General features: G+C 54.3%; 24 protein-coding genes, 5 tRNA genes and 1 other RNA gene. 2 read left to right on the top strand and 28 right to left on the bottom strand.

What is annotated here, in order from left to right; genetic code table 11:
- Positions 1 to 15: 15 nt before the first annotated feature.
- Entirely contained in the window at positions 16 to 1,851 is a 1,836-nt protein-coding gene (locus NYE92_RS21060; RefSeq protein ID WP_064373417.1) for a methyl-accepting chemotaxis protein, read from the top strand.
- A 164-nt stretch (positions 1,852 to 2,015) separates the two neighbouring features.
- Here the strand turns inward: NYE92_RS21060 and NYE92_RS21055 are convergent.
- From NYE92_RS21055 to sdhC, 25 genes are all read right to left on the bottom strand, one after another.
- A non-coding RNA gene (locus NYE92_RS21055) (RtT sRNA) lies at positions 2,016 to 2,146 on the bottom strand.
- Positions 2,147 to 2,190: 44 nt separating this feature from the next.
- Positions 2,191 to 2,266 (bottom strand) — tRNA-Lys (locus tag NYE92_RS21050).
- 54 nt (positions 2,267 to 2,320) lie between these two features.
- Positions 2,321 to 2,396, bottom strand: a tRNA-Lys gene (locus NYE92_RS21045).
- A gap of 59 nt (positions 2,397 to 2,455) precedes the next feature.
- Positions 2,456 to 2,531: transfer RNA gene (locus tag NYE92_RS21040), tRNA-Lys, on the bottom strand.
- 59 nt (positions 2,532 to 2,590) lie between these two features.
- Positions 2,591 to 2,666: transfer RNA gene (locus NYE92_RS21035), tRNA-Lys, on the bottom strand.
- A gap of 59 nt (positions 2,667 to 2,725) precedes the next feature.
- Positions 2,726 to 2,801 (bottom strand) — tRNA-Lys (locus NYE92_RS21030).
- A 166-nt stretch (positions 2,802 to 2,967) separates the two neighbouring features.
- Entirely contained in the window at positions 2,968 to 3,774 is an 807-nt protein-coding gene (cpoB, locus tag NYE92_RS21025; RefSeq protein ID WP_064373415.1) for a cell division protein CpoB, read from the bottom strand.
- A gap of 9 nt (positions 3,775 to 3,783) precedes the next feature.
- Positions 3,784 to 4,308: a peptidoglycan-associated lipoprotein Pal gene (gene pal / locus NYE92_RS21020; RefSeq protein ID WP_014593199.1), complete on the bottom strand. Its 525-nt coding sequence runs from the start codon at positions 4,306 to 4,308 to the stop codon at positions 3,784 to 3,786.
- Positions 4,309 to 4,360: 52 nt separating this feature from the next.
- Positions 4,361 to 5,656 (bottom strand): Tol-Pal system beta propeller repeat protein TolB, encoded by a 1,296-nt coding sequence (tolB, locus tag NYE92_RS21015; protein WP_014593198.1) that lies wholly within the window; start codon positions 5,654 to 5,656, stop codon positions 4,361 to 4,363.
- Positions 5,657 to 5,771: 115 nt separating this feature from the next.
- A complete protein-coding gene (gene tolA / locus NYE92_RS21010; protein WP_013025074.1) occupies positions 5,772 to 7,067 on the bottom strand; it encodes a cell envelope integrity protein TolA in 1,296 nt (431 codons plus the stop codon).
- Between the two features lie 26 nt (positions 7,068 to 7,093).
- Entirely contained in the window at positions 7,094 to 7,522 is a 429-nt protein-coding gene (gene tolR / locus NYE92_RS21005) for a colicin uptake protein TolR (RefSeq protein WP_014606291.1), read from the bottom strand.
- 13 nt (positions 7,523 to 7,535) lie between these two features.
- Positions 7,536 to 8,222: a Tol-Pal system protein TolQ gene (gene tolQ / locus NYE92_RS21000; RefSeq protein WP_013025072.1), complete on the bottom strand. Its 687-nt coding sequence runs from the start codon at positions 8,220 to 8,222 to the stop codon at positions 7,536 to 7,538.
- On the bottom strand, positions 8,219 to 8,623 hold the full coding sequence (ybgC, locus tag NYE92_RS20995) for a tol-pal system-associated acyl-CoA thioesterase (protein ID WP_013025071.1): 405 nt from the start codon (positions 8,621 to 8,623) through the stop codon (positions 8,219 to 8,221). Before ybgC ends, tolQ begins: the two co-directional genes overlap by 4 nt.
- Before the next feature lie 181 nt (positions 8,624 to 8,804).
- Positions 8,805 to 9,098: a cyd operon protein YbgE gene (gene ybgE, locus NYE92_RS20990; protein ID WP_014606292.1), complete on the bottom strand. Its 294-nt coding sequence runs from the start codon at positions 9,096 to 9,098 to the stop codon at positions 8,805 to 8,807.
- Positions 9,098 to 9,211, bottom strand: a complete 114-nt coding sequence (gene cydX / locus NYE92_RS20985) for a cytochrome bd-I oxidase subunit CydX (RefSeq protein WP_013025070.1) — start codon at positions 9,209 to 9,211, stop codon at positions 9,098 to 9,100. The genes ybgE and cydX overlap by 1 nt, the downstream gene beginning before the upstream one ends.
- Before the next feature lie 14 nt (positions 9,212 to 9,225).
- Entirely contained in the window at positions 9,226 to 10,365 is a 1,140-nt protein-coding gene (cydB, locus tag NYE92_RS20980; protein WP_072136546.1) for a cytochrome d ubiquinol oxidase subunit II, read from the bottom strand.
- An 11-nt stretch (positions 10,366 to 10,376) separates the two neighbouring features.
- Complete coding sequence (cydA, locus tag NYE92_RS20975) at positions 10,377 to 11,948, bottom strand: cytochrome ubiquinol oxidase subunit I (RefSeq protein ID WP_064373414.1); 1,572 nt, start codon at positions 11,946 to 11,948, stop codon at positions 10,377 to 10,379.
- 632 nt (positions 11,949 to 12,580) lie between these two features.
- Positions 12,581 to 13,456, bottom strand: a complete 876-nt coding sequence (gene sucD / locus NYE92_RS20970) for a succinate--CoA ligase subunit alpha (RefSeq protein ID WP_013025067.1) — start codon at positions 13,454 to 13,456, stop codon at positions 12,581 to 12,583.
- Entirely contained in the window at positions 13,456 to 14,622 is a 1,167-nt protein-coding gene (gene sucC / locus NYE92_RS20965) for an ADP-forming succinate--CoA ligase subunit beta (RefSeq protein ID WP_006118458.1), read from the bottom strand. Before sucC ends, sucD begins: the two co-directional genes overlap by 1 nt.
- A 68-nt stretch (positions 14,623 to 14,690) precedes the next feature.
- Positions 14,691 to 15,914 carry a 2-oxoglutarate dehydrogenase complex dihydrolipoyllysine-residue succinyltransferase gene (gene odhB, locus NYE92_RS20960; protein ID WP_064373413.1) on the bottom strand — a complete coding sequence of 408 codons (1,224 nt, stop codon included), beginning with the start codon at positions 15,912 to 15,914 and terminating at the stop codon, positions 14,691 to 14,693.
- A 15-nt stretch (positions 15,915 to 15,929) separates the two neighbouring features.
- Entirely contained in the window at positions 15,930 to 18,737 is a 2,808-nt protein-coding gene (sucA, locus tag NYE92_RS20955; RefSeq protein WP_013025063.1) for a 2-oxoglutarate dehydrogenase E1 component, read from the bottom strand.
- 200 nt (positions 18,738 to 18,937) lie between these two features.
- The gene (locus NYE92_RS20950; protein ID WP_013025062.1) at positions 18,938 to 19,654 is read right to left on the bottom strand and encodes a succinate dehydrogenase iron-sulfur subunit; all 717 of its coding nucleotides are present in this window, start codon (positions 19,652 to 19,654) and stop codon (positions 18,938 to 18,940) included.
- Positions 19,655 to 19,668: 14 nt separating this feature from the next.
- Positions 19,669 to 21,435, bottom strand: coding sequence for a succinate dehydrogenase flavoprotein subunit (gene sdhA, locus NYE92_RS20945; RefSeq protein ID WP_013025061.1), 1,767 nt, complete (start codon positions 21,433 to 21,435; stop codon positions 19,669 to 19,671).
- Positions 21,436 to 21,783, bottom strand: a complete 348-nt coding sequence (gene sdhD / locus NYE92_RS20940) for a succinate dehydrogenase membrane anchor subunit (RefSeq protein WP_013025060.1) — start codon at positions 21,781 to 21,783, stop codon at positions 21,436 to 21,438.
- Positions 21,777 to 22,199 carry a succinate dehydrogenase cytochrome b556 subunit gene (gene sdhC / locus NYE92_RS20935; RefSeq protein ID WP_013025059.1) on the bottom strand — a complete coding sequence of 141 codons (423 nt, stop codon included), beginning with the start codon at positions 22,197 to 22,199 and terminating at the stop codon, positions 21,777 to 21,779. Before sdhC ends, sdhD begins: the two co-directional genes overlap by 7 nt.
- A 590-nt stretch (positions 22,200 to 22,789) precedes the next feature.
- On the opposite strand from sdhC, the gene NYE92_RS20930 reads away from it, so the two are divergent.
- Positions 22,790 to 24,073 carry a citrate synthase gene (locus NYE92_RS20930; protein ID WP_014606294.1) on the top strand — a complete coding sequence of 428 codons (1,284 nt, stop codon included), beginning with the start codon at positions 22,790 to 22,792 and terminating at the stop codon, positions 24,071 to 24,073.
- Between the two features lie 157 nt (positions 24,074 to 24,230).
- Here NYE92_RS20930 and NYE92_RS20925 read toward each other — a convergent pair whose 3' ends face one another.
- From NYE92_RS20925 to pcp, 3 genes are all read right to left on the bottom strand, one after another.
- Positions 24,231 to 24,803 carry a GNAT family N-acetyltransferase gene (locus tag NYE92_RS20925; protein ID WP_088900404.1) on the bottom strand — a complete coding sequence of 191 codons (573 nt, stop codon included), beginning with the start codon at positions 24,801 to 24,803 and terminating at the stop codon, positions 24,231 to 24,233.
- Between the two features lie 65 nt (positions 24,804 to 24,868).
- Positions 24,869 to 25,657, bottom strand: a complete 789-nt coding sequence (gene nei, locus NYE92_RS20920) for an endonuclease VIII (RefSeq protein WP_022623688.1) — start codon at positions 25,655 to 25,657, stop codon at positions 24,869 to 24,871.
- 11 nt (positions 25,658 to 25,668) lie between these two features.
- Positions 25,669 to 26,316 (bottom strand): pyroglutamyl-peptidase I, encoded by a 648-nt coding sequence (pcp, locus tag NYE92_RS20915; protein WP_014593191.1) that lies wholly within the window; start codon positions 26,314 to 26,316, stop codon positions 25,669 to 25,671.
- Positions 26,317 to 26,321: the final 5 nt, after the last annotated feature.

Below are 26,321 nucleotides of genomic sequence, written 5' to 3'. Positions count from 1 at the left end.
CAGGAGGCAGAAGTCATGGGGTTGCGGTTAGAAAATACAAAAATTGCGCACAAACTCAGTTTAGGATTTGGACTCGTTTTATTGTTAGTGGTGGGCTCGGGCAGTATCAGCGTATTACGCTTTAAAAATATTCGTGATGTTTATGAACAAAGCACCCTGATTTACGATATCAACATTGATGTCTTTCAGGCCAAAGTCAACCGGCTCAAACTGCTTTATGGGGATGAAAAAGCCGGCAAAGTGATGGCAGATTACATTGCCCACGCCTCTCAGCTCACTCAGGATGCTCAGCAGTTCACATGGCAGCCTGAACAGCAGGCTGAACTTCAGGCTATCGCCAGTCAACTCAGTCACTTTCAAAGCAGCATCACCACCATGACCCAGGCAGTCCAGACGTTGGCCGCCACGGGTAAACAGCTCGAGCAGCGCAACATGCAAAGCCAGTCAACCCTGTACGAAGCGTTAATTAAAACGCAGATGACCGATGCCAGCGTACTGTTCCAGCAGCTTCTCGCCATCAGCCAGCTACGCGATCAGCTTCAGTTACTGCGCTACGACCCGGTTAATGCCGCTACGCTTCAGGTGCAGCTTGAACAACAAGCCAGGACGATTCAGTCCAGCCTCTCCGCCTTATTACCGCAGTTGCCCCCGGAGGCACAGACGCAGTTGAACGCACTGTGGAGCGCAACGCTTGACGTGAAACAACTCAGTGAGCGTTACGCGGCAGGCTTTCGCGAACTCAGCGTTGCGGAAAGCGCCGTTAAAACGGACGGTGATAAAAGCAGTGCCATCATTAAAATGCTTCTGCAGCAGATGAAAGCGGAAAACAGCAACCTGACCCACGGTTCAATTAATCTGACGCTGCTGACGGTCAGCATTGCGGTTCTGCTGGGTATTCTCATCGCCTGGCTGATCAGCCGTCAGATCACCGCCCCTGTCCGAAACAACCTGCTGCTGGCCGAGCGCATCGCCAGCGGGGATTTAAGTGCCGATATCAAACCGGGCGGCCGTGATGAGCTTAGCAAGCTGGCCGGTGCAATGGGCGCAATGAATCACCGCCTGCGGACGATGATTCAGGAAGTCCGCGACAGCGTCTTCACCGTCTCCCAGGCGGCGAGCAGTATTAACAGCGACAACCACAACCTTTCCTCACGGACTGAGCAACAGGCAGCGGCTGTCGTGCAGACTGCTGCCAGCATGGAGCAGCTCACCGTGACGGTGAAGCACAACGCGGATAACGCTCGCCATGCCAGCCAGATAGCGGCGGAAGCCTCTTTGCAGGCTGAGCAAGGCGGTGCTGCGGTGAGTGAAGTGGTGCAAACCATGGGGGACATCTCTGCCAGTTCCAAAAAAATTGCCGAGATCACTGCCGTCATTAACAGCATCGCGTTTCAGACCAATATCCTGGCACTGAATGCGGCGGTTGAAGCGGCGCGGGCGGGCGAACAGGGGCGCGGATTTGCGGTGGTCGCCAGCGAAGTGCGTAATCTGTCTCAGCGCAGCGCTCAGGCGGCGAAAGACATTGAGCAGCTCATCAGTGCATCCGTTGGTCAGATTGCCGAAGGCAATAACCGCGTTGCGCGTGCGGGCGAGAGAATGGGACAGGTGGTGAATGCCATTTCCCGCGTCAATCATATTGTGGGTGAGATCTCTTCGGCTTCTGACGAGCAAAGCCGCGGTATTGAGCAGATCGCCCGGGCGGTATCGGAGCTGGACAGCACCACGCAGCAAAACGCCTCGCTGGTCTCCGCCTCTGCCCTGTCCGCCAATGCCCTGGAAGATCAGGCGCTGCGGCTCGAAACGCTGCTGAAACAGTTCAATCTCGAACCGGGCCAGACCGCCGCACGCTAATCCTGCTGATGCCTCACGCCACACAAGCGCCCACAGGGCGCTTTTTTTATGGCAGATGGCTAGCAAGGAGGCGGATGATTCAGTCGGCCTGTGGCGGGCGCTTATCGCACGTTTAACCGCACTGCACGCCTGACGAAATGCCCGGTGGGCGTGCTTTTCTGAATGGGTGGGTCGTGCAGGATTGCCTCAGCGGGCGGGCCTCGCCCTCCGGGTAATGCTGACACATCAGCCTGAATCGCTGCGCGATTCAGTCGAACCTGCTGCAGGTTCTCATCCCGCACGTTTAACTACGCGGCGCGACAAACGAAAAGAGCGCCCACTGGGCGCTCTTTTCTGAATTGGTGGGTCGTGCAGGATTCGAACCTGCGACCAATTGATTAAAAGTCAACTGCTCTACCAACTGAGCTAACGACCCGCTCGGGGCTGACAACCGCTCAAACACATTCACCAATAATGCCTGAGGTTAAGATGGTGGGTCGTGCAGGATTCGAACCTGCGACCAATTGATTAAAAGTCAACTGCTCTACCAACTGAGCTAACGACCCATCTTAAGGTTGTGAAGCAATACTGAAGGTTCTCTTGGGGAACAACGTCCTGCGGGAGATGGTGGGTCGTGCAGGATTCGAACCTGCGACCAATTGATTAAAAGTCAACTGCTCTACCAACTGAGCTAACGACCCATCTTAAGGTTGTGAAGCAATACTGAAGGTTCTCTTGGGGAACAACGTCCTGCGGGAGATGGTGGGTCGTGCAGGATTCGAACCTGCGACCAATTGATTAAAAGTCAACTGCTCTACCAACTGAGCTAACGACCCATCTTAAGGTTGTGAAGCAATACTGAAGGTTCTCTTGGGGAACAACGTCCTGCGGGAGATGGTGGGTCGTGCAGGATTCGAACCTGCGACCAATTGATTAAAAGTCAACTGCTCTACCAACTGAGCTAACGACCCATCTTCAGGCTTGCCAGACACATCTGCAATGTGTCCCGGCAACGGCGGCATATATTACTGATTTACCGAGGTAGCGCAACCCTTATTTTCTGTTAAAGGGTTCAATTGCCTACCTTTCATGCGGCAAGACCAGAAATCACTCGATATCCGGTCAAACCTGCACAAATTACATACCAGACAACCGTTTTTGCGCCTGCTTAGCAGATTCGGTATCAGGATAAAGTTTGATCACCTGTTGATAAACGGCTTTGGCTTTCGCCGTGTCGTTTTTCTCCTGCATGATCACGCCAACCTTTAACAACGCTTCAGCAGCCTTGGGGGATTTTGGATACTGCTTCACCACCGTGGCGTAATAATACGCGGCGTCGTCTTTCTTGCCTTTGTTATAAAACAGCTGCCCCAGCCAGTAATTGGCATTCGGCTGATACGTCGAATCCGGATAGCGTTTCACCCACGCCTGTAGCGCAGCGATCGCCTGGTCATACTGTTTTTTCTCCAGAATGAGCGCGACAGCAGCATTGTAATCGCTGTTGGCATCGCCACTCTGCACTGGCGCACTGCCGCCGGCTGCTGCGGCACCGGAATCCGTGCCAGAGGCTGCTGCCGCGCCCACACCGGCGCTATCACCGGCACCTGCCGCTGGCTGGCTGGCGTTGCTGTTATTGCTGCTCAGACTGTCGATCTGCTGATAGATCTGCTTCTGGCGCTCAACAACCTGGTTCAGCTGATAGGTATTTTGCTGGATTTCCCCACGCAACGAGTCGATATCCCGCTGGTTATCACTCATCTGCTGCTGCAGTTGCTGCATCAGCTGTGCCTGGGCGTTTGAGATTCTTTCTAGACTGGTGACGCGGTCTTCGACCGAGCCGGAGCCAACGCTACTGATTGACGCTTGGGCATTAGCGGCCCAGGGGGCCGCTACGCCAATCAGTAACGACAGACTCAACAGGTGATGTCTGAAGTTACTAACCATATGATTCTCTTAGTATACCAGTACGGCACGACGGTTTTTAGCGTAAGCCGCTTCGTCGTGGCCCAGAACGGCCGGCTTCTCTTTACCGTAAGAAACGATAGACATCTGGTCAGCTGACACGCCTTTACCTTGCAGATACATCTTAACGGCGTTAGCACGACGCTCGCCCAGGGCGATATTGTATTCTGGCGTACCGCGCTCATCCGCATGACCTTCGATGGTCACTTTGTATGATGGATTGCTACGCAGGAAGTTAGCGTGCTGATCCAGCATCTGAGCGTAGTCAGACTGAACGTCATATTTGTCCAGACCGAAGTAAACGATGTTGTTCTGTTGCAGCTGTTGCATCTGCAGACGCGCCTGCTCATCAGAAGACATGTTACCGTTGCCGTTCATGCCAGAGTTAGCACCGTAAGCGCCATCAGCACCTGCGCCAGACTGGTCATTGTTGTTATTTTTGTGTGAGCTACACGCCGCAACTGCCATGATTGGCAGAGCCAGCATTAAACCCTTCAGTACTTTGTTCAGTTGCATTTGAAAATTCCCATTATTGTTTATTTTTTTGTAATGTCAGAAAGCTCAAACATTACAGGTACGGCGACCAGGCAGGAAATTTGACCTGTCCATCAGTTGCCGGAAGACGCGCTTTGAAACGACCGTCAGTCGAGACCAACTGCAACACGGAACCCATGCCCTGAGTAGAGCTGTAGATCACCATAGTGCCGTTTGGTGCCAGGCTCGGCGTTTCATCCAGGAACGTGTCCGTTAACGTTTGAACGGCTCCCGTTACCAGATCCTGTTTGGCGACGTGTTGAGCACCGCCACTGGTGCTAATCATCACCATTGATTTACCATCGCTGGCCACATCAGCATCCTGGTTCTGAGCCCCTTCCCAGGTAATACGCTGTGGTGAACCACCATTGATACCAATCTTATAAATTTGTGGTGCGCCAGCCTGGTCAGAGGTGTAAGCCAGCGTCTGGCTGTCCGGGAACCAGGTCGGTTCAGTACTGTTATAACGGCCGTCGGTGATCTGACGAATCTGACCAGAAGCCAGGTCCATTACGTAAAGATTCAGGCTACCGGTTTTCGATAAGGCGAACGCCAGTTTGGTGCCGTCAGGCGAGAACGCCGGTGCACCGTTATGACGTGGGAATGAAGCCACCTGACGCACCGCGCCGTTGGAGAGCGTCTGAATAACCAGCGCCGACTTGCCGCTTTCAAAGGTTACGTAGGCCACTTTGCTGCCGTCTGGCGACCAGGCCGGCGACATCAGTGGCTGTGGTGAACGATGCACGACGAACTGGTTATAGCCGTCGTAGTCCGCCACGCGCAGTTCGTAAGGGAACTGACCGCCGTTGGTCTGCACCACATAGGCGATACGAGTACGGAATGCCCCTTTGATGCCCGTCAGTTTCTGGAACGCTTCATCACTCACGGTATGCGCCGCGTAACGCAGCCACTGTTTCGTGATTTTGTAAGAGTTCTGCGCCAGCACGGTACCCGGAGCACCTGCCGTATCGACCAGCTGGTAAGATACCTGATAGCTGCCGTCGGCGTTAGGCTGAATCTGTCCTACGACGACAGCATCAATGCCCAGTGCACTCCATGCAGCAGGCTGAACTTCCTGCGCGCTGGTCGGCTGCTGTGGCAGGCGAGAACGATCGAGCGGATTAAACTTACCGCTGTTACGCAGGTCAGCCGCGACGATGCCACCGATATCTTCCGGTGCCGCGCCAGGGCCTGCCCACTTGAACGGAACCACACCAATGGGACGCGCGCTGTTGACGCCCTGGGTGATTTCAATGCGAACCTCTGCGTGCAGCACTGCTGCCCACAACAGGATAAAAAAGCCTAACGTTACGCGAAGAGCTTGCTTCATTTTATCTCCCTTATCTGAACCTGAGTCCGCGATAATTGGCACTGTTCCTGAAAACCACGAGTACAACTAGAGTACGGCAAGCTAACCATAGATCAACCTGCCGCCGGTTACTGCATTATTGCGGTCTGAAACGCATCGGCGCGTTTTTAAACACTTCGTACACCGCTTGTGAAGGCGGTTTCGGAATACGTGCCTGCTTCGCTGCCGCGATGGCAGCCTGACAGAGCGCCGGATCGCCCCCTTCTGATTTCACATCAATCAGCATACCGTCAGGAGCAAGTTTAATACGTAAGTCACAGCTTTTGCCGCTATACAGGTCCGCATCGTAAAAACGGCTCTGGATAGCACTGGTAATCTGGCCAAGGTACGCGTTCACATCTGCGCCAGAGGCACCCGCTTTCTTCTGGTTGCCCTGCCCTGCAGCACCGCCAGAGGCGCCGCTTTTCGGTGCATTCTTACCGGACGCTAAGCCGCCCAGCAGATCGTCGACGTCGCTGTCGTTCGCTGCCTCAGCCGCCGCTTTCGCTTTTGCTTCCGCTTTTGCCTTCGCGTCTGCTTTGGCTTTTGCGGCAGCATCGGCCTTGGCTTTTGCTGCGGCTTCGGCTTTTTCTTTTGCGGCTTTCTCTTTGGCTTCAGCCGCAGCTTTCTCTTTAGCTTCCTGCGCGGCCGCGGCTTTAGCTTCGGCGGCGGCTTTCGCTTCTGCCGCTTTGGCTTCTTTAGCGGCTTCCGCTTTAGCCTGCTTCGCGGCTTCAGCCTTGGCCTGTTTCGCAGCCTCGGCAGCCTCGGCTTTCGCCTGTTGTTCAGCCTGTTTCTTTGCTTCGGCCGCGGCGGCTTTCGCCTGTTGCTCAGCCTGCTTCTTCGCCTCGGCCGCAGCCTGCTTCGCGTCTTCCTGAGCCTTTATTTTCGCGTCAGCGGCGGCTTTGGCCTGGGCATCGGCTTCCGCTTTAGCATCCGCTTTGGCTTTCGCGGCGGCCGCCTCGGCCGCTTTCTGCTGAGATTCAGCCTGTTTCGCCGCCGCTTCGGCTGCTTTCTGCTGTTCAGCCTGGGCTTTCGCCTGCTGCTTCGCGTCTTCCTGGGCCTGCAGGCGTTCTTTTTCCAGCTCTTTCAGCCGCTGTTGTTCAGCCGCCTGCTTCTGCTGGAGCTCTTCGGCCTGCTGTTGTGACTGTTTCTGGCGCTGCTGCTCGGCACGCTGACTGTCGCTTTGCTGATTCTGCTGACGATTATATTGCTCAACCACCGCACCGGGATCGACCATAACTGCCTCGATATCGCTCCCGCCGCCGCCTCCGCTGGCTTCAATGTGCTCATTAAATGAGCTCCATATCAGCAGCGCAATCAGCACGATATGCAGAATCACCGAAATGATTATCGCGCGCTTTAATTTTTCGTTTTGCTCGGTTGCCTTCGACACACTCGGTTCCCAAAAACGGTTCGACTTTAAATCGGCTGCGTCATCAAACCGACAGATTTAACTCCAGCCTGATGCAGCAGGTTCAGCGCCTTAATGATTTCATCATAAGGGACCTCTTTGGCACCGCCGATCAGAAAGACAGTTTTCGGATTGGCTTCCAGACGACGTTGCGCTTCGCTAATCACCTGTTCAGGGGGTAGCTGCGATAAACGATCGTGATCCACCACCATGCTGTATTGGCCCACACCGGACACTTCTACAATTACAGGCGGATTATCATCACTGGAAACCGTCTTCGAATCCGTCGCATCCGGCAAATCCACTTCCACGCTTTGGGTAATGATCGGGGCCGTCGCCATAAAAATCAGCAACAGCACCAGCAAGACGTCCAGCAGTGGAACAATGTTGATTTCCGACTTTAGCTCGCGGCGACCGCGACCACGCACTCGGGCCATCATTTACCTCTGTTTACTTAGCGCTGTCGCTGGAAAAAGCCTGACGATGCAGGATAGCCGTGAACTCTTCCATGAAGTTGTCATAGCCCTGTTCCAGTTTATTGACGCGCTGGTTCAGTCGGTTATAAGCCATTACCGCAGGAATTGCCGCGAATAAACCGATAGCGGTCGCGATCAACGCTTCTGCGATACCCGGCGCAACCATCTGTAGCGTGGCCTGCTTTACGGCCCCCAGGGCAATAAAGGCATGCATAATCCCCCACACCGTACCAAACAGACCAATATACGGGCTGATGGACCCCACGGTGCCAAGGAAGGGAATGTGATTTTCCAACGCTTCCAGCTCACGATTCATGGAAATGCGCATCGCCCTGCTCGCCCCTTCCACTGCCGCCTCAGGCGCATGGTTGTTGACCCGATGCAGACGTGCGAACTCTTTGAAGCCGGCGTAAAAGATTTGCTCCGAGCCTGCCAGCTCTTCGCGACGCGCCTGACTTTCCTGATACAGGCGAGAAAGCTCAACGCCGGACCAGAATTTGTCTTCAAAGGCATCAGCTTCCCTTCCCGCCGCATTCAGAATACGCGTGCGCTGGATAATGATTGCCCATGAAGCAATCGAAAAGCCGATCAAAATCAACATGATAAGTTTGACCAGAAGGCTCGCCTTCAGGAACAAATCAAGAACGTTCATGTCAGTCACTGCTTGAACTCCGCGACAATAGACTTGGGAAGCGCAATCGGCTTCATTAGGTGTGGGTTGATGCAGGCAATCAGGACTTCTGCCTCATTGAGCACTTTGCCTTCTGCATTCACGATACGCTGGGTAAATGTCATCGTCGCCCGGGTCATTGAAGTCACTTCACTCTGAATTTCCAGAAGATCGTCAAGACGCGCCGCCGAAAGATAGTCCACCGTCATGCGCCGCACCACAAAAGCAATCTGCTGTTCTAACAGCGTCTGCTGATTGAAATGATGCTGACGCAACATTTCGGTACGTGCTCGTTCATAAAAAGCGATATAGCTGGCGTGATAAACCACACCACCGGCATCGGTATCTTCATAGTAGACCCGAACCGGCCAGCGAAACAGCGTTGTACTCACTCTACATCCCGGCCTCGTTTTAAACGTTGCTACTATACGCAAGACAATTGGGGTTGGGAATGGGCTGCCAGGGCCAGGAGAAAATAATTATCAGTTGGTTACAACCGGAAGGCTTTAGTGGAGGTTTCTTGACCAGACGCTGAAGTAAACTCACGCTTCAGCGTAAAATGCTGACGGGCTGTCAGAGATAAAACCGGCTTACGCCCCACAAGAGTATCACTAATGCGGGTAAAGGGGTAAACAGAGCACGCCAGCGTAATCGTCGCGGACGAAACCCAACACCGTAAATCACGCCGGTGCATACCGCCCAGATGAGCAACACGCCCTGCCACAGCAGAATGCCGCCAGCACCGCTGGCATAACGTGCGGGATTCCACAGCAGACATCCCGCCAGCCAGAGTGCCAGCACCAGTGAAAGGGCCCGGAACGGGCCCTTATCCATCAGACGACAGGTCGTCTGTAGCCATCCGCTCATCAGGATTGTCGATCCGATGCGGCGCTGTCTTCGATATGCTCTATGGCCAGCGCCGTGATGATACCAAAGGCGCAGGCCAGCAAGGTGCCAAGAATCCAGGCAAAATACCACATGTGTTGACTCCTTATCAGTACAGTGAGTTGCTGTTGCTCTCAACATGCTCTTTGGTAATACGGCCAAACATCTTCCAGTAACACCAGCTGGTGTAAAGCAGGATGATGGGCACAAAAATAATCGCGGCAAAGGTCATGGTTTTCAGCGTCAGCAGACTGGAGGTTGCATCCCACATGGTCAGACTGGTGCCCGGTACCGTGCTGGAAGGCATAATAAACGGAAACATGGCAATACCGGCCGTCATAATGACGCAGGCAAGCGTCAGTGAAGAGAACACAAACGCCCATGCGCTTTTGTGCATACGTGAGCACAGCACCGTCAGCAGAGGCAGCACAACGCCCAGCAGTGGGAACAACCACAGCACGGGATGCTGCTGGAAATTCACCATCCAGGCACCGGCTTCGCGCACCACGGTTTTACCCAGCGGATTCGAGGCCGCATAGTGATCAAGCGTACTGGTCACCACATAACCGTCAATGCCGTACTTCACCCACACGCCCGCCAGTGCGAAGCACACCATCATCACCAGCGTGGAAATCTGGGTCGTGGCGCGTGCGCGCAGGTACAGTTCGCCGTTCGTGCGCATCTGCAGGTAGGTTGCGCCCTGCGCCAGTATCATGGCGACGCTCACCACCCCTGCCAGCAGGCCAAAGGGATTAAGTAACTGGAAGAAGTTACCGGTGTAATACAGGCGCATATACTCATCAGCACGAAACGGCACGCCCTGGAGCAGGTTGCCAAAGGCCACGCCAATCACCAAAGGAGGGACGAAGCTGCCGATGAAAATGCCCCAGTCCCAGGCACCGCGCCAGCGCTTGTCTTCAATCTTAGAGCGGTAATCAAAGCCCACCGGACGAAAGAACAGCGACGCCAGCACCAGAATCATTGCCACATAAAATCCTGAAAACGCTGCCGCATAAACCATCGGCCAGGCGGCAAACAGCGCACCACCCGCAGTAATTAACCAGACCTGGTTACCGTCCCAGTGCGGCGCAATGGTGTTAATCATTACCCGACGCTCGGTATCGGTGCGTCCCAGCAGGCGCGTCAGCATGCCCACGCCCATATCAAAGCCATCAGTGACGGCAAAGCCCACCAGCAAAATGCCGATCAGCAGCCACCAGACAAAGCGCAGAACTTCGTAATCAAACATGGCGGTTCTCCTTATCCACGTGCCGGCTGAACGGTTTTCGCCATCTGCTCATGGTGATAACGACCCGTTTTCAGGCTACTTGGACCCAACCGGGCAAATTTAAACATCAGGTACATCTCGGCGACCAGGAACAGGGTATACAGACCGCAGATCAGCCCCATGGAGAACAGGATATCCCCAACGGTGAGCGACGAGTTCGCCACGGCCGTTGGCAGCACTTCGCCTATCGCCCAGGGTTGACGGCCGTACTCCGCCACAAACCAGCCTGCTTCAACCGCAATCCACGGCAGCGGAATGCCATACAGCGCGGCCTTGAGTAACCAGCGATGTTTGCCGATACGATTACGAATGACGCTCCAGAACGACAGCGTGATAACGCCGAGTAACAGCACGCCGCAGAGCACCATGATGCGGAAGGCAAAATACAGCGGCGCCACGCGTGGAATGGAATCCTGTGTTGCCTGCTTGATTTGCGCCTCGCTGGCATCTGAGAGGTTTGGCGTATAGCGCTTCAACAACAGACCATAACCCAGATCTTTTTTGCTGTGATTAAAGGCATCACGCACGGCCGGATCGGTATTCCCGCTGCGCAGTTCATTTAACAGTGCGTAGGCTTTCATCCCGTTACGAATGCGAACTTCATGTTGGGTCATGAGCTCTTTCAGGCCCGTTACAGGCGTATCCGTAGAACGGGTGGCGATTAGTCCCAGCAGATAAGGAATTTGAATGGCGTAGTGGTTCTCTTGTGATGCCTGATCGGGCAAACCGAACAGCGTAAACGCAGCCGGTGCGGGCTGGGTTTCCCATTCGGCTTCAATGGCCGCCAGCTTGGTTTTCTGCACATCGCCCATTTCGTAACCGGACTCGTCACCCAACACGATGACTGACAATACGGCTGCCATACCGAAACTTGCCGCGATAGCAAAAGAGCGTTTGGCAAACGCCGTGTCGCGGCCTTTCAGTAAATACCAGGCGCTGATACCCAAAATAAACATGGCACCGGTGGTGTACCCTGCCGCGACGGTGTGAACAAATTTCACCTGGGCGACCGGATTTAAGACCAGCTCAGAGAAGCTCAGCATCTCCATGCGCATGGTTTCAAAGTTAAACTCAGAGGCAATTGGGTTTTGCATCCAGCCGTTTGCCACCAGAATCCACAGCGCCGACATATTGGATCCCAGCGCCACCAGCCAGGTCACGGCCAGGTGCTGAACTTTGCCCAGCCGATCCCAACCGAAAAAGAACAGGCCAACAAAGGTGGACTCAAGAAAGAAAGCCATTAATCCTTCAATAGCTAACGGCGCGCCAAAAATATCGCCGACATAATGAGAATAGTAAGACCAGTTGGTGCCGAACTGAAACTCCATGGTCAGTCCGGTCGCCACGCCCAGCGCAAAGTTAATACCAAATAACTTGCCCCAGAATTTTGTCATATCCTTATAAACTTGTTTGCCACTCAGCACATAGACCGTTTCCATTATCGCCAGCAAAAACGCCATACCGAGCGTTAAAGGTACGAAAAGGAAATGGTACATGGCTGTTAAGGCAAACTGTAAACGCGACAGCTCGACAATATCTAGCATAATGACTCCTTGCTCCTCACCTTAACTCTGTATCCGTACAGACTGAATAAGAGTCAGGAACGACTGATTATTGATTCCAGTTTTGTCATCGACAGGACAGTTCTGTGTGCGGCCTGGGATGAGGGCGTAACCGTTAGCGGTAACCTGTGAAACACCAATGCAGCCGCGTGGTTCAGACGTTTAACGGGGCATAATTTAAAAATTGATGCTTTCCCGTATTTGAACAAACGTTTGATTATTTTTTTAAAAGGCTGGATTGATGCAGCGCAATTTAAGCGCTTAACCGCGCCCTTTGCTAGCAGTAAAGTTTGTTATATATGGCGGGAAATTGATTTGGAATAAGGAAATAATGTGGGGAATATGTTTAAACGGAAGCTTTGTTAAAAATGTGTCACCGGGCAATTTAATTTTATATAAATATTTAACTTTATAGCGTGTTTAATAACGCCCATTCTTTTTGCGCCCCAAAAGCCAGGTCAGATAAAGCATAGCAAACACCACGGAAATACTTAAGATTATTTTATGTTATTTAAGGCACGACGCCAATCAGTTATGCGGCAAAAGGGCGTGCTCAGGTTTAAGCGATAAAAAAAGCCACCCGAAGGTGGCTTAATGCATTCCGCTCAGACCGCTTATTTGGCTGGCAGAACCGCTTTCACGGCATCGCCGATGTCAGCCAGGCTGCGTACGGTTTTCACACCTGCGGCTTCCAGCGCAGCAAACTTCTCGTCTGCCGTTCCTTTACCACCGGCAATGATGGCGCCAGCGTGGCCCATACGTTTGCCCTTCGGTGCCGTTACGCCCGCAATGTAGCCGACAACCGGCTTGGTCACGTGCTCTTTGATGAACGCAGCAGCTTCTTCTTCCGCACTACCACCGATTTCACCGATCATGACGATCGCTTCAGTCTGTGGATCGTCCTGGAACATTTTCAGGATGTCGATGAAGTTAGAGCCCGGGATCGGGTCACCGCCGATGCCGACACAGGTAGACTGACCGTAACCGATATCGGTGGTTTGCTTAACGGCTTCATAGGTCAGGGTACCGGAACGCGAAACGATACCGACACGGCCAGGCTGGTGAATGTGGCCCGGCATGATGCCGATCTTACATTCGCCAGGGGTGATCACACCCGGGCAGTTTGGCCCGATCATGCGCACGCCTGCTTCATCCAGCTTCATCTTCACGGTCAGCATATCCAGCGTTGGAATGCCTTCGGTGATGGTGATGATCAGCTTGATACCGGCATCGATAGCTTCCAGGATACCGTCTTTGCAGAACGGAGCTGGCACATAGATAACGGTTGCGGTCGCGCCTGTGGCTTCAACGGCTTCACGCACGGTGTTGAACACCGGCAGGCCCAGATGGGTCGTGCCGCCTTTGCCCGGTGTTACGCCACCAACCAGCTGCGTGCCGTATGCCAGCGCCTGCTCAGAGTGGAAAGTTCCCTGTCCGCCGGTGAATCCCTGGCAAATGACTTTGGTGTTTTTGTCGATCAAAATGGACATTATTTACCCTCCGCAGCAGCAACAACACGCTGTGCCGCGTCTGTCAGACTGGTTGCTGCAATGATGTTCAGACCACTGTCCGCCAGTTTCTTAGCGCCCAGTTCAGCGTTGTTACCTTCCAGACGTACCACGACCGGTACGTTAACACCGACTTCTGCTACTGCACCGATGATGCCGTCTGCGATCAGGTCGCAACGCACGATGCCGCCGAAGATGTTAACGAATACCGCTTTCACCGCGTCGTCAGACAGGATGATTTTAAAGGCTTCGGTTACGCGCTCTTTGGTCGCGCCGCCGCCGACATCCAGGAAGTTCGCTGGCTGGCCACCGTGGTGCTTAACGATGTCCATCGTACCCATCGCGAGGCCTGCGCCGTTAACCATACAACCGATGTTGCCTTCCAGCGCAACATAGTTCAGTTCCCACTGTGTCGCGTGCGCTTCACGAGGATCTTCCTGGCTTGGATCGCGCATTTCACGCAGCTCTGGCTGACGGAACAGGGCATTGCCATCAGCACCCAGTTTGCCATCCAGACAGATCAGGTCGCCCTGCTTGGTGATCACCAGCGGGTTGATCTCAACCATCGCCAGATCGCGCTCCAGGAACATGGTGGCCAGACCCATGAAAATTTTGGTGAACTGGCTGACTTGCTTACCGGTCAGGCCCAGTTTAAAGGCTAACTCACGGCCCTGATAAGGCTGTGGACCGGTCAGTGGATCAAGCGCCATTTTGTGGATCAGGTGTGGCGTTTCTTCTGCCACTTTCTCGATTTCCACGCCGCCTTCGGTCGATGCCATAAAGATGACGCGACGGGTTGCACGGTCAACCACGGCACCCAGGTACAGCTCCTGATCGATATCGGTTGCCGCTTCAACCAGAATCTGGTTTACCGGCTGACCATTGGCGTCAGTTTGGTAGGTCACCAGACGTTTGCCCAGCCAGTTTTCAGCGAAAGCACGGATGTCTTCTTTGCTGTTAACCACTTTCACACCGCCCGCTTTACCGCGGCCACCGGCATGAACCTGACATTTAACTACCCACGGGCCTGCACCGATTTTCGATGCCGCTTCTTCTGCTTCACGTGGTGTAGTACAGGCGTAGCCGGTCGGTGCTGGCATGCCATACCGTGCAAACAGCTGTTTAGCCTGGTATTCGTGTAAGTTCATGATGTTCTATCCATTCAGATCTGAAAAGAGTATTGAGATTGGGCACGCAACGCGTGCCCAGTGATGAATCAGACATCCAGCAGCAGACGCGCGGGATCTTCCAGCATCTCTTTCACCGCGACCAGATAGCCGACAGATTCACGACCATCGATTAAACGGTGATCGTAGGAGAGAGCCAGGTACATCATTGGCAGGATCACAACCTGACCATTGACCGCCATAGGACGATCTTTAATGGCGTGCATGCCCAGAATCGCGCTCTGTGGCGGGTTGATGATTGGCGTAGACATCAGCGAACCGAACACACCACCGTTGGTGATGGTAAAGTTACCGCCCGTCAGATCGTCAACCGTCAGCTTGCCGTCACGGCCTTTCACTGCCAGTTCTTTAATTTTCTTCTCGATGTCAGCCATGCTCAGCGCATCAACGTCACGCAGGACAGGCGTCACCAGTCCGCGTGGCGTAGAGACGGCAATACTCACATCGAAATAGTTGTGGTACACCACGTCTTCGCCATCGATAGAGGCGTTGACTTCTGGATAACGCTTCAGCGCTTCGACCACGGCCTTGATGTAGAAAGACATAAAGCCCAGACGCACACCATGACGTTTCTCGAACGCATCGCCGTACTGCTTACGCAGATCCATAATCGGCTTCATGTTGATTTCGTTGAAGGTCGTCAACATGGCGGTGCTGTTCTTGGCTTCCAGCAGACGCTCCGCGACGCGCTTACGTAAACGCGTCATCGGAACACGTTTTTCGCTGCGGTTGGCAACAGGCTGCTGAGCCGTTGCTGCACCCGCCACTGGCGCGGCGGCTTTCTCAGCCTGCGGTTTGTTCGCCAGATGTTTTTCAACGTCTTCACGTGTTAAACGTCCGCCCACGCCGGTGCCTTTGATCTGCGCAGCGTCAAGATTATGCTCCGCAATCAGGCGACGGATCGCCGGGCTGAGCGCATCGCTGCTCTCTTCTTCAAGCGACGCTGTCTGACGCTGGGCTGGCGTGGTGTCATTGCTTTCCGCTTTGGCACTGCTTTCTTTACCCGCACTGTTGCCTTCTTTCAGGCGACCCAGGATCTGGCGGGACGTAACGGTTGCCCCTTCGTCTTCCAGCACGGCTTCCAGCACGCCATCGGCAGATGCCGGCACTTCCAGCACGACTTTGTCAGTTTCAATTTCGACGATGACTTCATCGCGGCTGACTGCATCGCCTGGTTTCTTGTGCCAGGTTGCTACTGTGGCATCTGCAACCGATTCAGGCAGGTCGGGAACGAGAATATCTACGCTACTCATTATCTTTCCTTTTAATTAATTGACGTTCAGTGCGTCATTAACCAGGTCTTGCTGCTGTTGTTGGTGTACGGACATATAACCCACGGCCGGAGAAGCCGATGCCGGGCGACCTGCATAACGCAGGGTGGCGCCAAACGGCACGACATCACGGAAATGATGCTGGCTACAGTACCAGGCGCCCTGGTTCAGTGGCTCTTCCTGGCACCAGACAAAGTCCTGTACGTGAGAATAGGCTTTCAATGCTTCCTGTACCGCCTGATGCGGGAACGGGTAAAGCTGTTCGATGCGCACGATGGCAACATCGGTTTTCTCGTCTTTACGACGCTGTTCCAGCAGATCGTAGTAAACCTTACCGGAGCACAGCACGACGCGTTTCACGCCCTGCGGATCCAGATCGTCGATCTCACCAATGGCCGGCTGGAAACTGCCGTTTGCCAGTTCATCCAGCGACGAGATCGCCAGCGGATGGCGCAACAGCGACTTCGGCGACATCACCACCAGCGGACGGCGCATCCCGCGCAGCGCCTGACGGCGCAGCATGTGATACACCTGAGCCGGCGTCGACGGGACGCAAACCTGCATGTTCTGCTCGGCGCAAAGTTGCAGATAGCGTTCCAGACGGGCAGAGGAGTGTTCCGGGCCCTGACCTTCGTAGCCATGCGGCAGCAACATCACCAGGCCACACATACGGCCCCACTTCTGTTCGCCAGAGCTGATGAACTGGTCAATCACCACCTGAGCACCGTTGGCAAAGTCACCAAACTGCGCTTCCCAGATGGTCAGCACGCGCGGCTCAGCCGTGGCGTAACCGTATTCAAACGCCAGCACCGCTTCTTCAGACAGCACCGAATCCCAGACTTTAAACTCGCCCTGGCTGTTATGAATATGGTGCAGCGGCGTATAGGTTGAACCGTTAGCCTGGTTGTGCACGACCGCGTGGCGATGGAAGAAGGTTCCACGACCGGAGTCTTCACCCGAGAGGCGAACCGGAATACCTTCATCCACCAGCGTGGCGTACGCCAGATTCTCGGCACCGCCCCAGTCGAACGCTTTCTCGCCTTCGGCCATCAGCTTGCGATCGTTATAGATCTTGGCCACGCGCGACTGCACTTCAATCTGCTCAGGGACCTGGCTGATACGCAATGCCAGTTCCTTCAGGCGTTTCATGTCAACCTGTGCCGGATAAGGCTCATCCCATTCGTGGTTCAGATAAGGCGACCACGTGAAGGAGTGCAGGCTCATCGGACGCCATTCCGGCACCACGCATTCGCCCGCATCGAGCGCATCGCGGTAAAGGTTCACCATCTCGGTGGCATCTTCCTGCGACGCGACACCTTCGCCTTCCAGACGATCGGCGTAAATTTTACGCGGCGTCGGATGCTTTTTGATTTTCTGGTACATCAACGGCTGGGTAGCACTTGGCTCATCCGCCTCGTTGTGACCATGACGGCGATAGCACACCAGATCGATAAACACATCGCGTTTGAAGGTGTTGCGATAGTCCAGCGCCAGGCGGGTAACAAAGGCTACCGCTTCCGGATCGTCAGCATTGACGTGGAAAATCGGTGCCAGCACCATCTTGCCGATGTCAGTACAGTACGGGGTTGAACGCGCATCTTTCGGGTTGGAGGTGGTAAAACCAACCTGGTTGTTAATGACGATACGTACCGTGCCGCCCACTTCGTAGCCGCGCGCCTGAGACATGTTCAGGGTTTCCTGAACCACGCCCTGACCAATCACCGCCGCATCACCGTGAATGGTGATAGGCAGCACTTTATTGCTGACCGGTTCGGCCAGACGATCGAGACGTGCACGTACCGATCCCATGACCACCGGGCTGACAATTTCCAGGTGAGACGGGTTAAACGCCAGCGCCAGATGCACCAGACCACCTTCGGTTTCAATATCCGAAGAGAAGCCCATGTGATACTTCACATCACCGGTGCCCAGATGCTCTTTGTGTTTACCGGAGAATTCGTCGAACAGATCCTGTGGCTTTTTACCCAGTACGTTAATCAGTACGTTAAGACGGCCACGGTGCGCCATCCCCAGTACCACTTCACGTGTGCCGCTTTTGCCCGCATGACGAATCATCTCGCGCAGCATCGGCACCAGCGCATCACCGCCTTCCAGCGAGAAACGTTTTGCACCCGGAAATTTCGCGCCCAGATATTTTTCCAGCCCTTCTGCCGCGGTCAGCTCTTTCAGGAAACCTTTTTTCTCTTCGCCACTGAATGACGTCTGGCTCGCACCGGATTCGATACGCTGCTGGATCCAGCGTTTCTCTTCGGTGTTATTGATGTGCATATACTCTGCACCAATCGAGCCACAGTAGGTCTGCTTCAGCGCGTCGAACAGATCGGCCAGCTTCATGGTTTCTTTGCCAATGGCAAAAGAACCTACGTTAAAGCTTTCCTGAAAATCGGCGTCGGTCAGATCGTGAAAGGCAGGATCGAGATCGGCAACGCGGTCCTGTTTCCACAGGCCAAGCGGATCGAGATTTGCTTCCTGATGTCCGCGGAAACGAAACGCGTTAATCAGCTGCAGCACTTTCACTTGTTTGGAGTTGGTTGCCGGATCGGTAACTGAGGAGGTGTAACGAGATGCGTCTTTCGCCAGGCGACGGAAATATTCGCGAGTTGCGGAGTGGAACTGCTCAGGTTTCACTCCCGTGCCTGGTAACTGTTGGAACATCGAGCGCCACACTGCATCCACAGAGTCAGGATCGGTCAGGAAATCCTCATAGAGTTGCTCTATGTAAGACTGATTCGCGCCGGCCAGCCAGGAGGAGTCCAGCCAGGGCTTCATCGCGCTGTTCTGCATTGTGATCCCTTAAGCAATGTTATGCTTTTTTGAGGTTTCATTTGTTGCCGCTTTCGCGGTTTGCCGTAGTGAGTTCAGCGATACGAGCACTGTGCGCAGCGCGCGCCCGGCCCGTAAGGGAACCTTTGTAAACGTGGTCGGGACCGCGTTTACAAAGGCTTCCGTAAAATACCGGGAACCTGAGGTTCCCGGTGGTACAACTACGCGCTGCGTTGCAGCAGCATCGACTTAATGTGGCCGATAGCGCGCGTCGGGTTTAGCCCTTTAGGACAAACACTTACACAGTTCATGATGCTGTGACAGCGGAAAACGCTGAATGCATCGCTCAGATTATCCAGACGCGCATCCGTTTCCGTATCACGGCTGTCAATCAGGAAGCGGTAAGCGGCCAGCAGGCCTGCAGGACCAATAAACTTGTCCGGGTTCCACCAGAACGACGGGCAAGAGGTTGAGCAACAGGCGCAGAGAATACACTCATACAATCCGTCCAGATGCTCACGCTCGCCCGGCGACTGCAGATGCTCACGCGCTGGCGGGTTTTCACCGTTATTCAATAAGAAAGGCTTAATTTTCTCATACTGGGCATAAAACTGGCCCATGTCCACCACCAGGTCGCGCACGACCGGCAGGCCCGGTAGAGGACGGATAACGATTTTCTGCTTGCCGTTGCCTAACGCCGAGACCGGCGTGATACAGGCCAGGCCGTTTTTCCCGTTCATGTTCAGGCCGTCTGAACCGCACACGCCTTCACGGCATGAGCGACGAAACGCCAGGGTAGGATCCTTCTCTTTCAGACGGATCAGCGCATCCAGCAGCATCATGTCACGGCCGTCTTCCGCTTCCAGGGTATAGTCCTGCATGCGCGGTTTGTCATCGACGTCCGGGTTGTAACGATAGATCGAAAATTCAAGTCTCATGATGATCTCCGCAATTAGTAGGTACGCGCTTTCGGCGGGAAGGCCGCACGCAGTTTCGGTTGCATGTTCACCTCACGGCGCGTCATGCTTTCCGTTTGCGGAACATAGAGGCTATGGCACAGCCAGTTGGCATCATCACGTTCCGGATAGTCGAAGCGACTGTGTGCGCCACGGCTCTCAGTGCGGTAGTTGGCCGCCACTGCGGTGGCATAAGCGGTTTCCATCAGGTTATCCAGCTCAAGGCACTCAATACGCTGTGTATTGAAGTCAGGTGAGCGGTCATCCAGGCGCGCGGACTTCAGACGCTCACGGATCTCTTTCAGTTCAGCAAGCCCTTCACGCATCGCATCGCCTTCACGGAATACCGAGAAGTTGTTCTGCATGCAGCGTTGCAACGCCTTGCGGATTTCAACCGGATCTTCACCCGTGGTGTTATTTTCCCAGCGGTTGAAACGCGCCATCGCGGCATCAATGTTTTCCTGGCTGGCTTCACGCAGCTCACCCTGCTCTTCCAGACATTCAAGCAGATGCACGCCAGCCGCACGACCGAAGACCACCAGGTCCAGCAGCGAGTTGCCACCCAGACGGTTCGCCCCGTGTACCGATACGCAGGCGATTTCACCCACCGCGAACAGGCCAGGAATCACTTCGTCTTCGCCCTGCTCATTCACACGCAGCGCCTGACCGGTGACTTTGGTTGGCACGCCGCCCATCATGTAGTGACAGGTTGGGATAACCGGAATCGGCTCTTTAATCGGGTCAACGTGAGCAAAGGTACGGGACAGCTCAAGGATGCCCGGCAGGCGCGATTCCAGCACTTCCGCACCCAGGTGATCGAGTTTCAGCTTGATGTGCGGGCCCCATGGACCGTCGCAACCACGACCTTCACGGATCTCCACCATCATCGAACGGGCCACAACGTCACGACCGGCAAGGTCTTTGGCGTTAGGCGCATAGCGCTCCATGAAACGCTCACCGTGTTTGTTCAGCAGATAACCGCCTTCACCACGACAGCCTTCGGTGACCAGTACACCAGCACCGGCGATACCGGTTGGGTGGAACTGCCACATTTCCATATCCTGCACGGGCACGCCCGCGCGCAGCGCCATGCCAACACCGTCGCCGGTATTGATGTGGGCGTTCGTCGTGGACTGATAAATACGTCCTGCACCGCCCGTCGCCAGAATGGTGGCCTTGGCTTTGAAGTAAACCGTTTCGCCGGTTTCCATGCAGATTGCCGTACAGCCTACGATGGCACCGTCGTCATTTTTGACCAGATCCAGTGCATACCATTCGGAGAAGATAGTAGTTTTATTTTTCAGGTTCTGCTGATACAGCGTATGCAGTAGTGCGTGGCCGGTACGGTCGGCCGCTGCGGCAGTACGCGCCGCCTGCTCACCGCCGAAGTTTTTCGACTGACCACCAAACGGACGCTGATAAACGCGGCCGTCATCAAGACGGGAGAAGGGCAAGCCCATGTGCTCCAGTTCCAGAATCGCTTCCGGACCGACGTGACACATGTATTCAATCGCGTCCTGGTCACCGATGTAGTCGGAACCTTTGACGGTGTCATACATATGCCATTCCCAGTTATCGTCATGGGTGTTACCCAGCGCAACGGTGATTCCGCCCTGCGCGGAGACAGTATGGGAACGGGTCGGGAAGACTTTGGACAACAGGGCACAGGTCTGGCCCGACTGGGAGATTTGCAACGCCGCGCGCATACCCGCGCCGCCTGCGCCGATCACCACGGCATCAAATTCTCTTACTGGTAAACTCATTTACACACCCCACACCACAACAAATCCATAAATCGCATATGACAACAGCGCCACTACGATGACCAACTGCAACAGCAGACGCGTTGCCAGCGGTTTAACGTAGTCCGTTAAGACCTGCCACATACCGATCCAGCCGTGGATCAGAATGGAAAACAGCGTCAGGAGCGTGAACACTTTTGTAAATGCAGAAGCGAAGAAGCCACGCCAGATGTCATACGTCAGCGTGTCTGTCATCACCACGAAACCGAGGAGATAGATGATGTAAAGCGTGATGAGGATTGCCGTCGCGCGCAGCAGCAGCCAGTCCTGAATGCCATTGCGACCCAACGCGGATGCATTGCTTACCATACGAGGACTCCTGCTAAAATTGAAAGCACGACAGTAATACCAAACGTCACCTGCGCAGAACGCTTACCTGCTTCGAGCGTTTCGGCCAGATAACCAAAATCCATTAACATATGACGTATCCCGCCCACTGCATGATAGGCCAGCGCAGTCAAAATGCCCCACATGATGAACTTCGCAAAGAAGCCATTCATGACAGATGCAGCGTGCTGGAAACCTTCAGGAGAAGAGAGGGAAAGACCGAGAAGCCATAACAGGATGCCGAGAGCAACCAGGGTGATGACGCCGGAGACGCGGTGAAGAATGGACGATATTGCAGTAACGGGAAACCGGATCGTCGAGAGATCCAAGTTGACAGGTCTTTGTTTTTTCACGGTTTTGCCCACACAGCTCTTTTTTATTTTGCTTCCTCCGGACATAAGACCTGAACCCTAAACGTGTTCAGACTTTATCCGTCACCAAAATAGCAACATCCAGTGTTAAATGACGTGTTACAAACGCTGGGTGGCTCCTGGTGTCAGGGTATTCCGGAGACCTGGCCGGAAGTATAGGACGATCACATTCTGATTACAATTCCCCTACAAACTCTTTGGAGAATTTTGGGTGGAACAGTGATCATTCTCACGTTTTTCACAATTCATACAAATTTAATTATCTGATTTGACAATAGTTCAACAATTCAGTTACAAACTATCCCGATAAAATCCTATGATGCACAAAAGTTATGGGGATACACTTTCTCCTAAGCTCAAGTTATGTAACATTGCCACTAACAGCTTTTAAAACCATCAGGTTATTGGTTACAAAGAAGTTATGTCCTGACCGGATCTTTAACAACCGCGATATGCACATGTCACGGCTTTACATTTCCAGTGGAACGCGCCTCTCACTCTGTACCCTTCACTGCTTATAATGCAGAGTGACATCGTGAAGTACTGCCTAAATGCAACATGCGCGCGTTTCAGGTGTCGAAAGATCCTTACCTGCCCAAGGCGCTATGGAGACGAAAATGACAGATAAAAAAGTGACGCTAACCCTACCCGACGAAAAGCCTATTGAACTGAAAGTGCTGCAAGGCACGCTGGGCCAGGATGTCGTCGATGTCCGCGAACTGGGTTCTAACGGCCTGTTTACCTTCGATCCTGGTTTCACGTCTACCGCGTCCTGCGAGTCAAAAATCACCTTTATCGATGGCGATGAAGGTATCCTGCTTCACCGTGGTTTTCCCATCGATCAGTTGGCCACCCACTCTAACTACCTGGAAGTGTGCTATATCCTGCTGAATGGTGAAGCCCCGACGCAGAAACAGTTTGAAGAGTTCAAAGTCACCGTTACCCGCCACACCATGATTCATGAGCAGATCACGCGTCTGTTCCACGGCTTCCGTCGCGACTCACATCCAATGGCTGTGATGTGCGGCGTGACTGGCGCCCTGGCCGCGTTTTATCACGACTCGCTGGATGTGAACATTGAGCGCCATCGTGAAATCGCCGCTTTCCGCCTGCTGTCTAAAATGCCTACCATGGCAGCGATGTGTTACAAGTATTCAATCGGCCAGCCGTTCGTTTATCCACGTAACGACCTTTCCTACGCCGGTAACTTCCTGCACATGATGTTTGCAACGCCTTGTGAAGAATACAAGGTCAACCCTGTGCTTGAACGCGCCATGGATCGCATTCTGATTCTGCATGCCGATCACGAGCAGAACGCCTCAACCTCAACCGTCCGTACGGCAGGTTCATCAGGCGCTAACCCGTTTGCCTGTATCGCGGCCGGTATCGCCTCCCTGTGGGGACCGGCGCACGGTGGCGCAAACGAAGCCTGTCTGCGCATGCTGGAAGAGATCAGCACCGTTGAACACATTCCTGAGTTCGTGCGCCGTGCTAAAGACAAAAACGACTCCTTCCGCCTGATGGGCTTTGGTCATCGCGTTTACAAAAACTATGACCCACGCGCGACCGTCATGCGTGAGACCTGTCATGAAGTGCTGAACGAGCTGGGCATGAAAGATGACCTGCTGGAAGTGGCGCTGGAACTGGAACACATTGCGCTGAACGACCCGTACTTCATCGAGCGTAAACTCTATCCAAACGTGGACTTCTACTCCGGTATTATCCTGAAAGCCATGGGCATTCCGTCTTCCATGTTTACCGTGATTTTTGCCATGGCACGTACCGTTGGCTGGATCGCCCACTGGAAAGAGATGCACGACGAAGGCATGAAAATTGCCCGTCCGCGTCAGCTGTATACCGGTTATACCGAGCGCGACTTTACGTCACAGCTGGATAAATAAGCCTGTCGCCTGGGCGAATATCGCACCGGGCCATCGACGACAAAACGGCTATGCTGACAAGGCATAGCCGTTTTTTTTGCCCGAAGGATGCCGGTTCCGTTGAGGCCGGACAGGTTTAACCTTATCGCTAAAGATGCTGTCGGATCACGGCAAAATGTTACTTTTTCGCGGCTGTTTCGCCAGCCTGAGCCGCTCTGAATTTGCGCCACTCATCCCGCGTCACCTCCCAGAGCTCGGAGTCATGTTCGCCTGAAACATAGCGTTGCTTTCCCGTTCTGATACAACGCATACCGCTTTTAACCGAGATCGCGACCGAACGCACGTTTGCTGCGGCTTTGGGCGTTCTTAATACCGGTTTATTCAGCACATTGAACCAGTAATCGGTAACGGCATTGCTGGCCTCCGACATGTAACCCTGCCCCTGCCAGTGGGGTACTAACCAGAAGCCGCGATGGTTGTCCGGCGTGTCCATCAGGCTGATGACCCCGATCAGCATCGTCTCCGCTTCCCTGCGTCGTATCGTCCAGTACCAGCCTTTTCCCGCGGCGACGGCGGGTAATGCCACATTGGCGATATAGTCTCTGGCGGCGCCGTCCGGATAGGGCCAGGGCACCGAATCGATCAGGTAACGGACAATTTCCCATTGGGGAAACGCCAACTGAATCGCATCCGCGTCCTGCAGGGTGAGCGGTTTTAAAACCAGCCGTTCGGTCAGGATTTCAGGCGTCATGATGATCTCCCTGCAGCAGAAAACGGAATGATTAACGGAGCCTGCCCGTCAGGCCCGCCTGTCTTTTATACCTGACAGCCAGGACACCAGTAAAATGGCCGTGAGGATAAAACGCCCTTCTCAATCACCGTGCCGCAGCGCCGACACGTCTTGCCCTGACGATGAAAGACTTCAAAACGAAAGGCAGCTTCGCTGTGATACTTTTTCATCGTGCCACGCATGCGGTAGGCATGACGCGGTACGGACAGCAGCGCGTCGCTGAAGGCGTCAAGCTGTGACTCGCTCAGTGACTGCGCATTATGGTGTGGAAGCAGCTGTGCCAGCCAGAGGATCTCCACGCGCAGATAGTTGCCTAATCCGGCCAAAAAAGCCTGGTCCAGTAATAAACCGCTGAACTGGCGACGGCGGAAGCGCGCTGAGAGCAGGCGCTGCTTTACCTCCTCCGGCGTCAGCGCGGGGCTTAACACATCAGGCCCAATGCGATTCAGGAAGGGATGACTGGCCAGGGTTTCCGCATTCAGCAATTCAATATCCGAAGCGCTGTACAGCAGGATGGCCTGGTCTGCCGTTGCCAGGCGCACACGTAACTGCCGTTTAGTCTCAGGCTGCACGTCTGGCGACACGATGCGCCAGACGCCGTAAAGTTGATTATGCGAATAGAGCGTCAGACCATTGCTGAAATGTGTCAGCAACGCTTTGCCGCGCGTTTCAATCGACTCTACCTTTTCCCCCACTAATGTGGGCTCGTAAGTTTTTAATGCAGGGAAAGCAAACCAGACGTCGGCCAAAGGCTGCCCGACAATGGCCATTTCAAGCTGATCCGCCACACGGCGAATCTCCGGTCCTTCTGGCATCTCTCGTCCTCTTAATGGGTTGCGCCACCCGCTTCCTTGAGATCGTTGGCGGTTTCCAGCGTGGTCTGCACCGCAATTTTCAGCGCCTCGATCACGGTTGCGGCGGGCATGCTGGGTGCGCCAGGATGGTGGACCGCCTGCTCTGGCAGGTAAGGGATATGAATAAATCCGCCACGCGCCGCGCTGTCATGTTGATGCAGCCAGTGCAGCAGACCATACATCACCCGGTTACAGGTAAAGGTGCCGGCGGTTTGCGACACCGAAGCCGGAATACCGGCTTTGCGCACGGCGGCCACAATGGCTTTGATCGGCAGGCGTGAAAAGTAGGCGGCCGGGCCATCCTGCGCAATCGGCTCATCCACGGGTTGATGGCCCGCGTTATCGGGAATGCGGGCGTCATCGACGTTAATGCCGATGCGCTCGACGGTGATATCGCTGCGCCCGCCCGCCTGCCCCACAGCAATAATGGCATCCGGCTTAATCTCTTCCAGCGCCTGATACAACACGTCCAGCACCTCGCTAAAGACCACCGGCAGTTGGCGCGTCACGATACGTGCCCCGCCAATCTGCTGGCCTTCAAGCGCGCTAACCGCCTGCCACGAGGGATTAATGGATTCGCCACCAAAGGGCTCAAACGCCGTCATCAATACCGTTTTCATGCTGC

Source organism: Pantoea sp. B566, from assembly GCF_024793925.1.
Classification (GTDB): domain Bacteria; phylum Pseudomonadota; class Gammaproteobacteria; order Enterobacterales; family Enterobacteriaceae; genus Pantoea; species Pantoea ananatis.
This window is presented reverse-complemented; position numbering and strand designations above follow the sequence as displayed.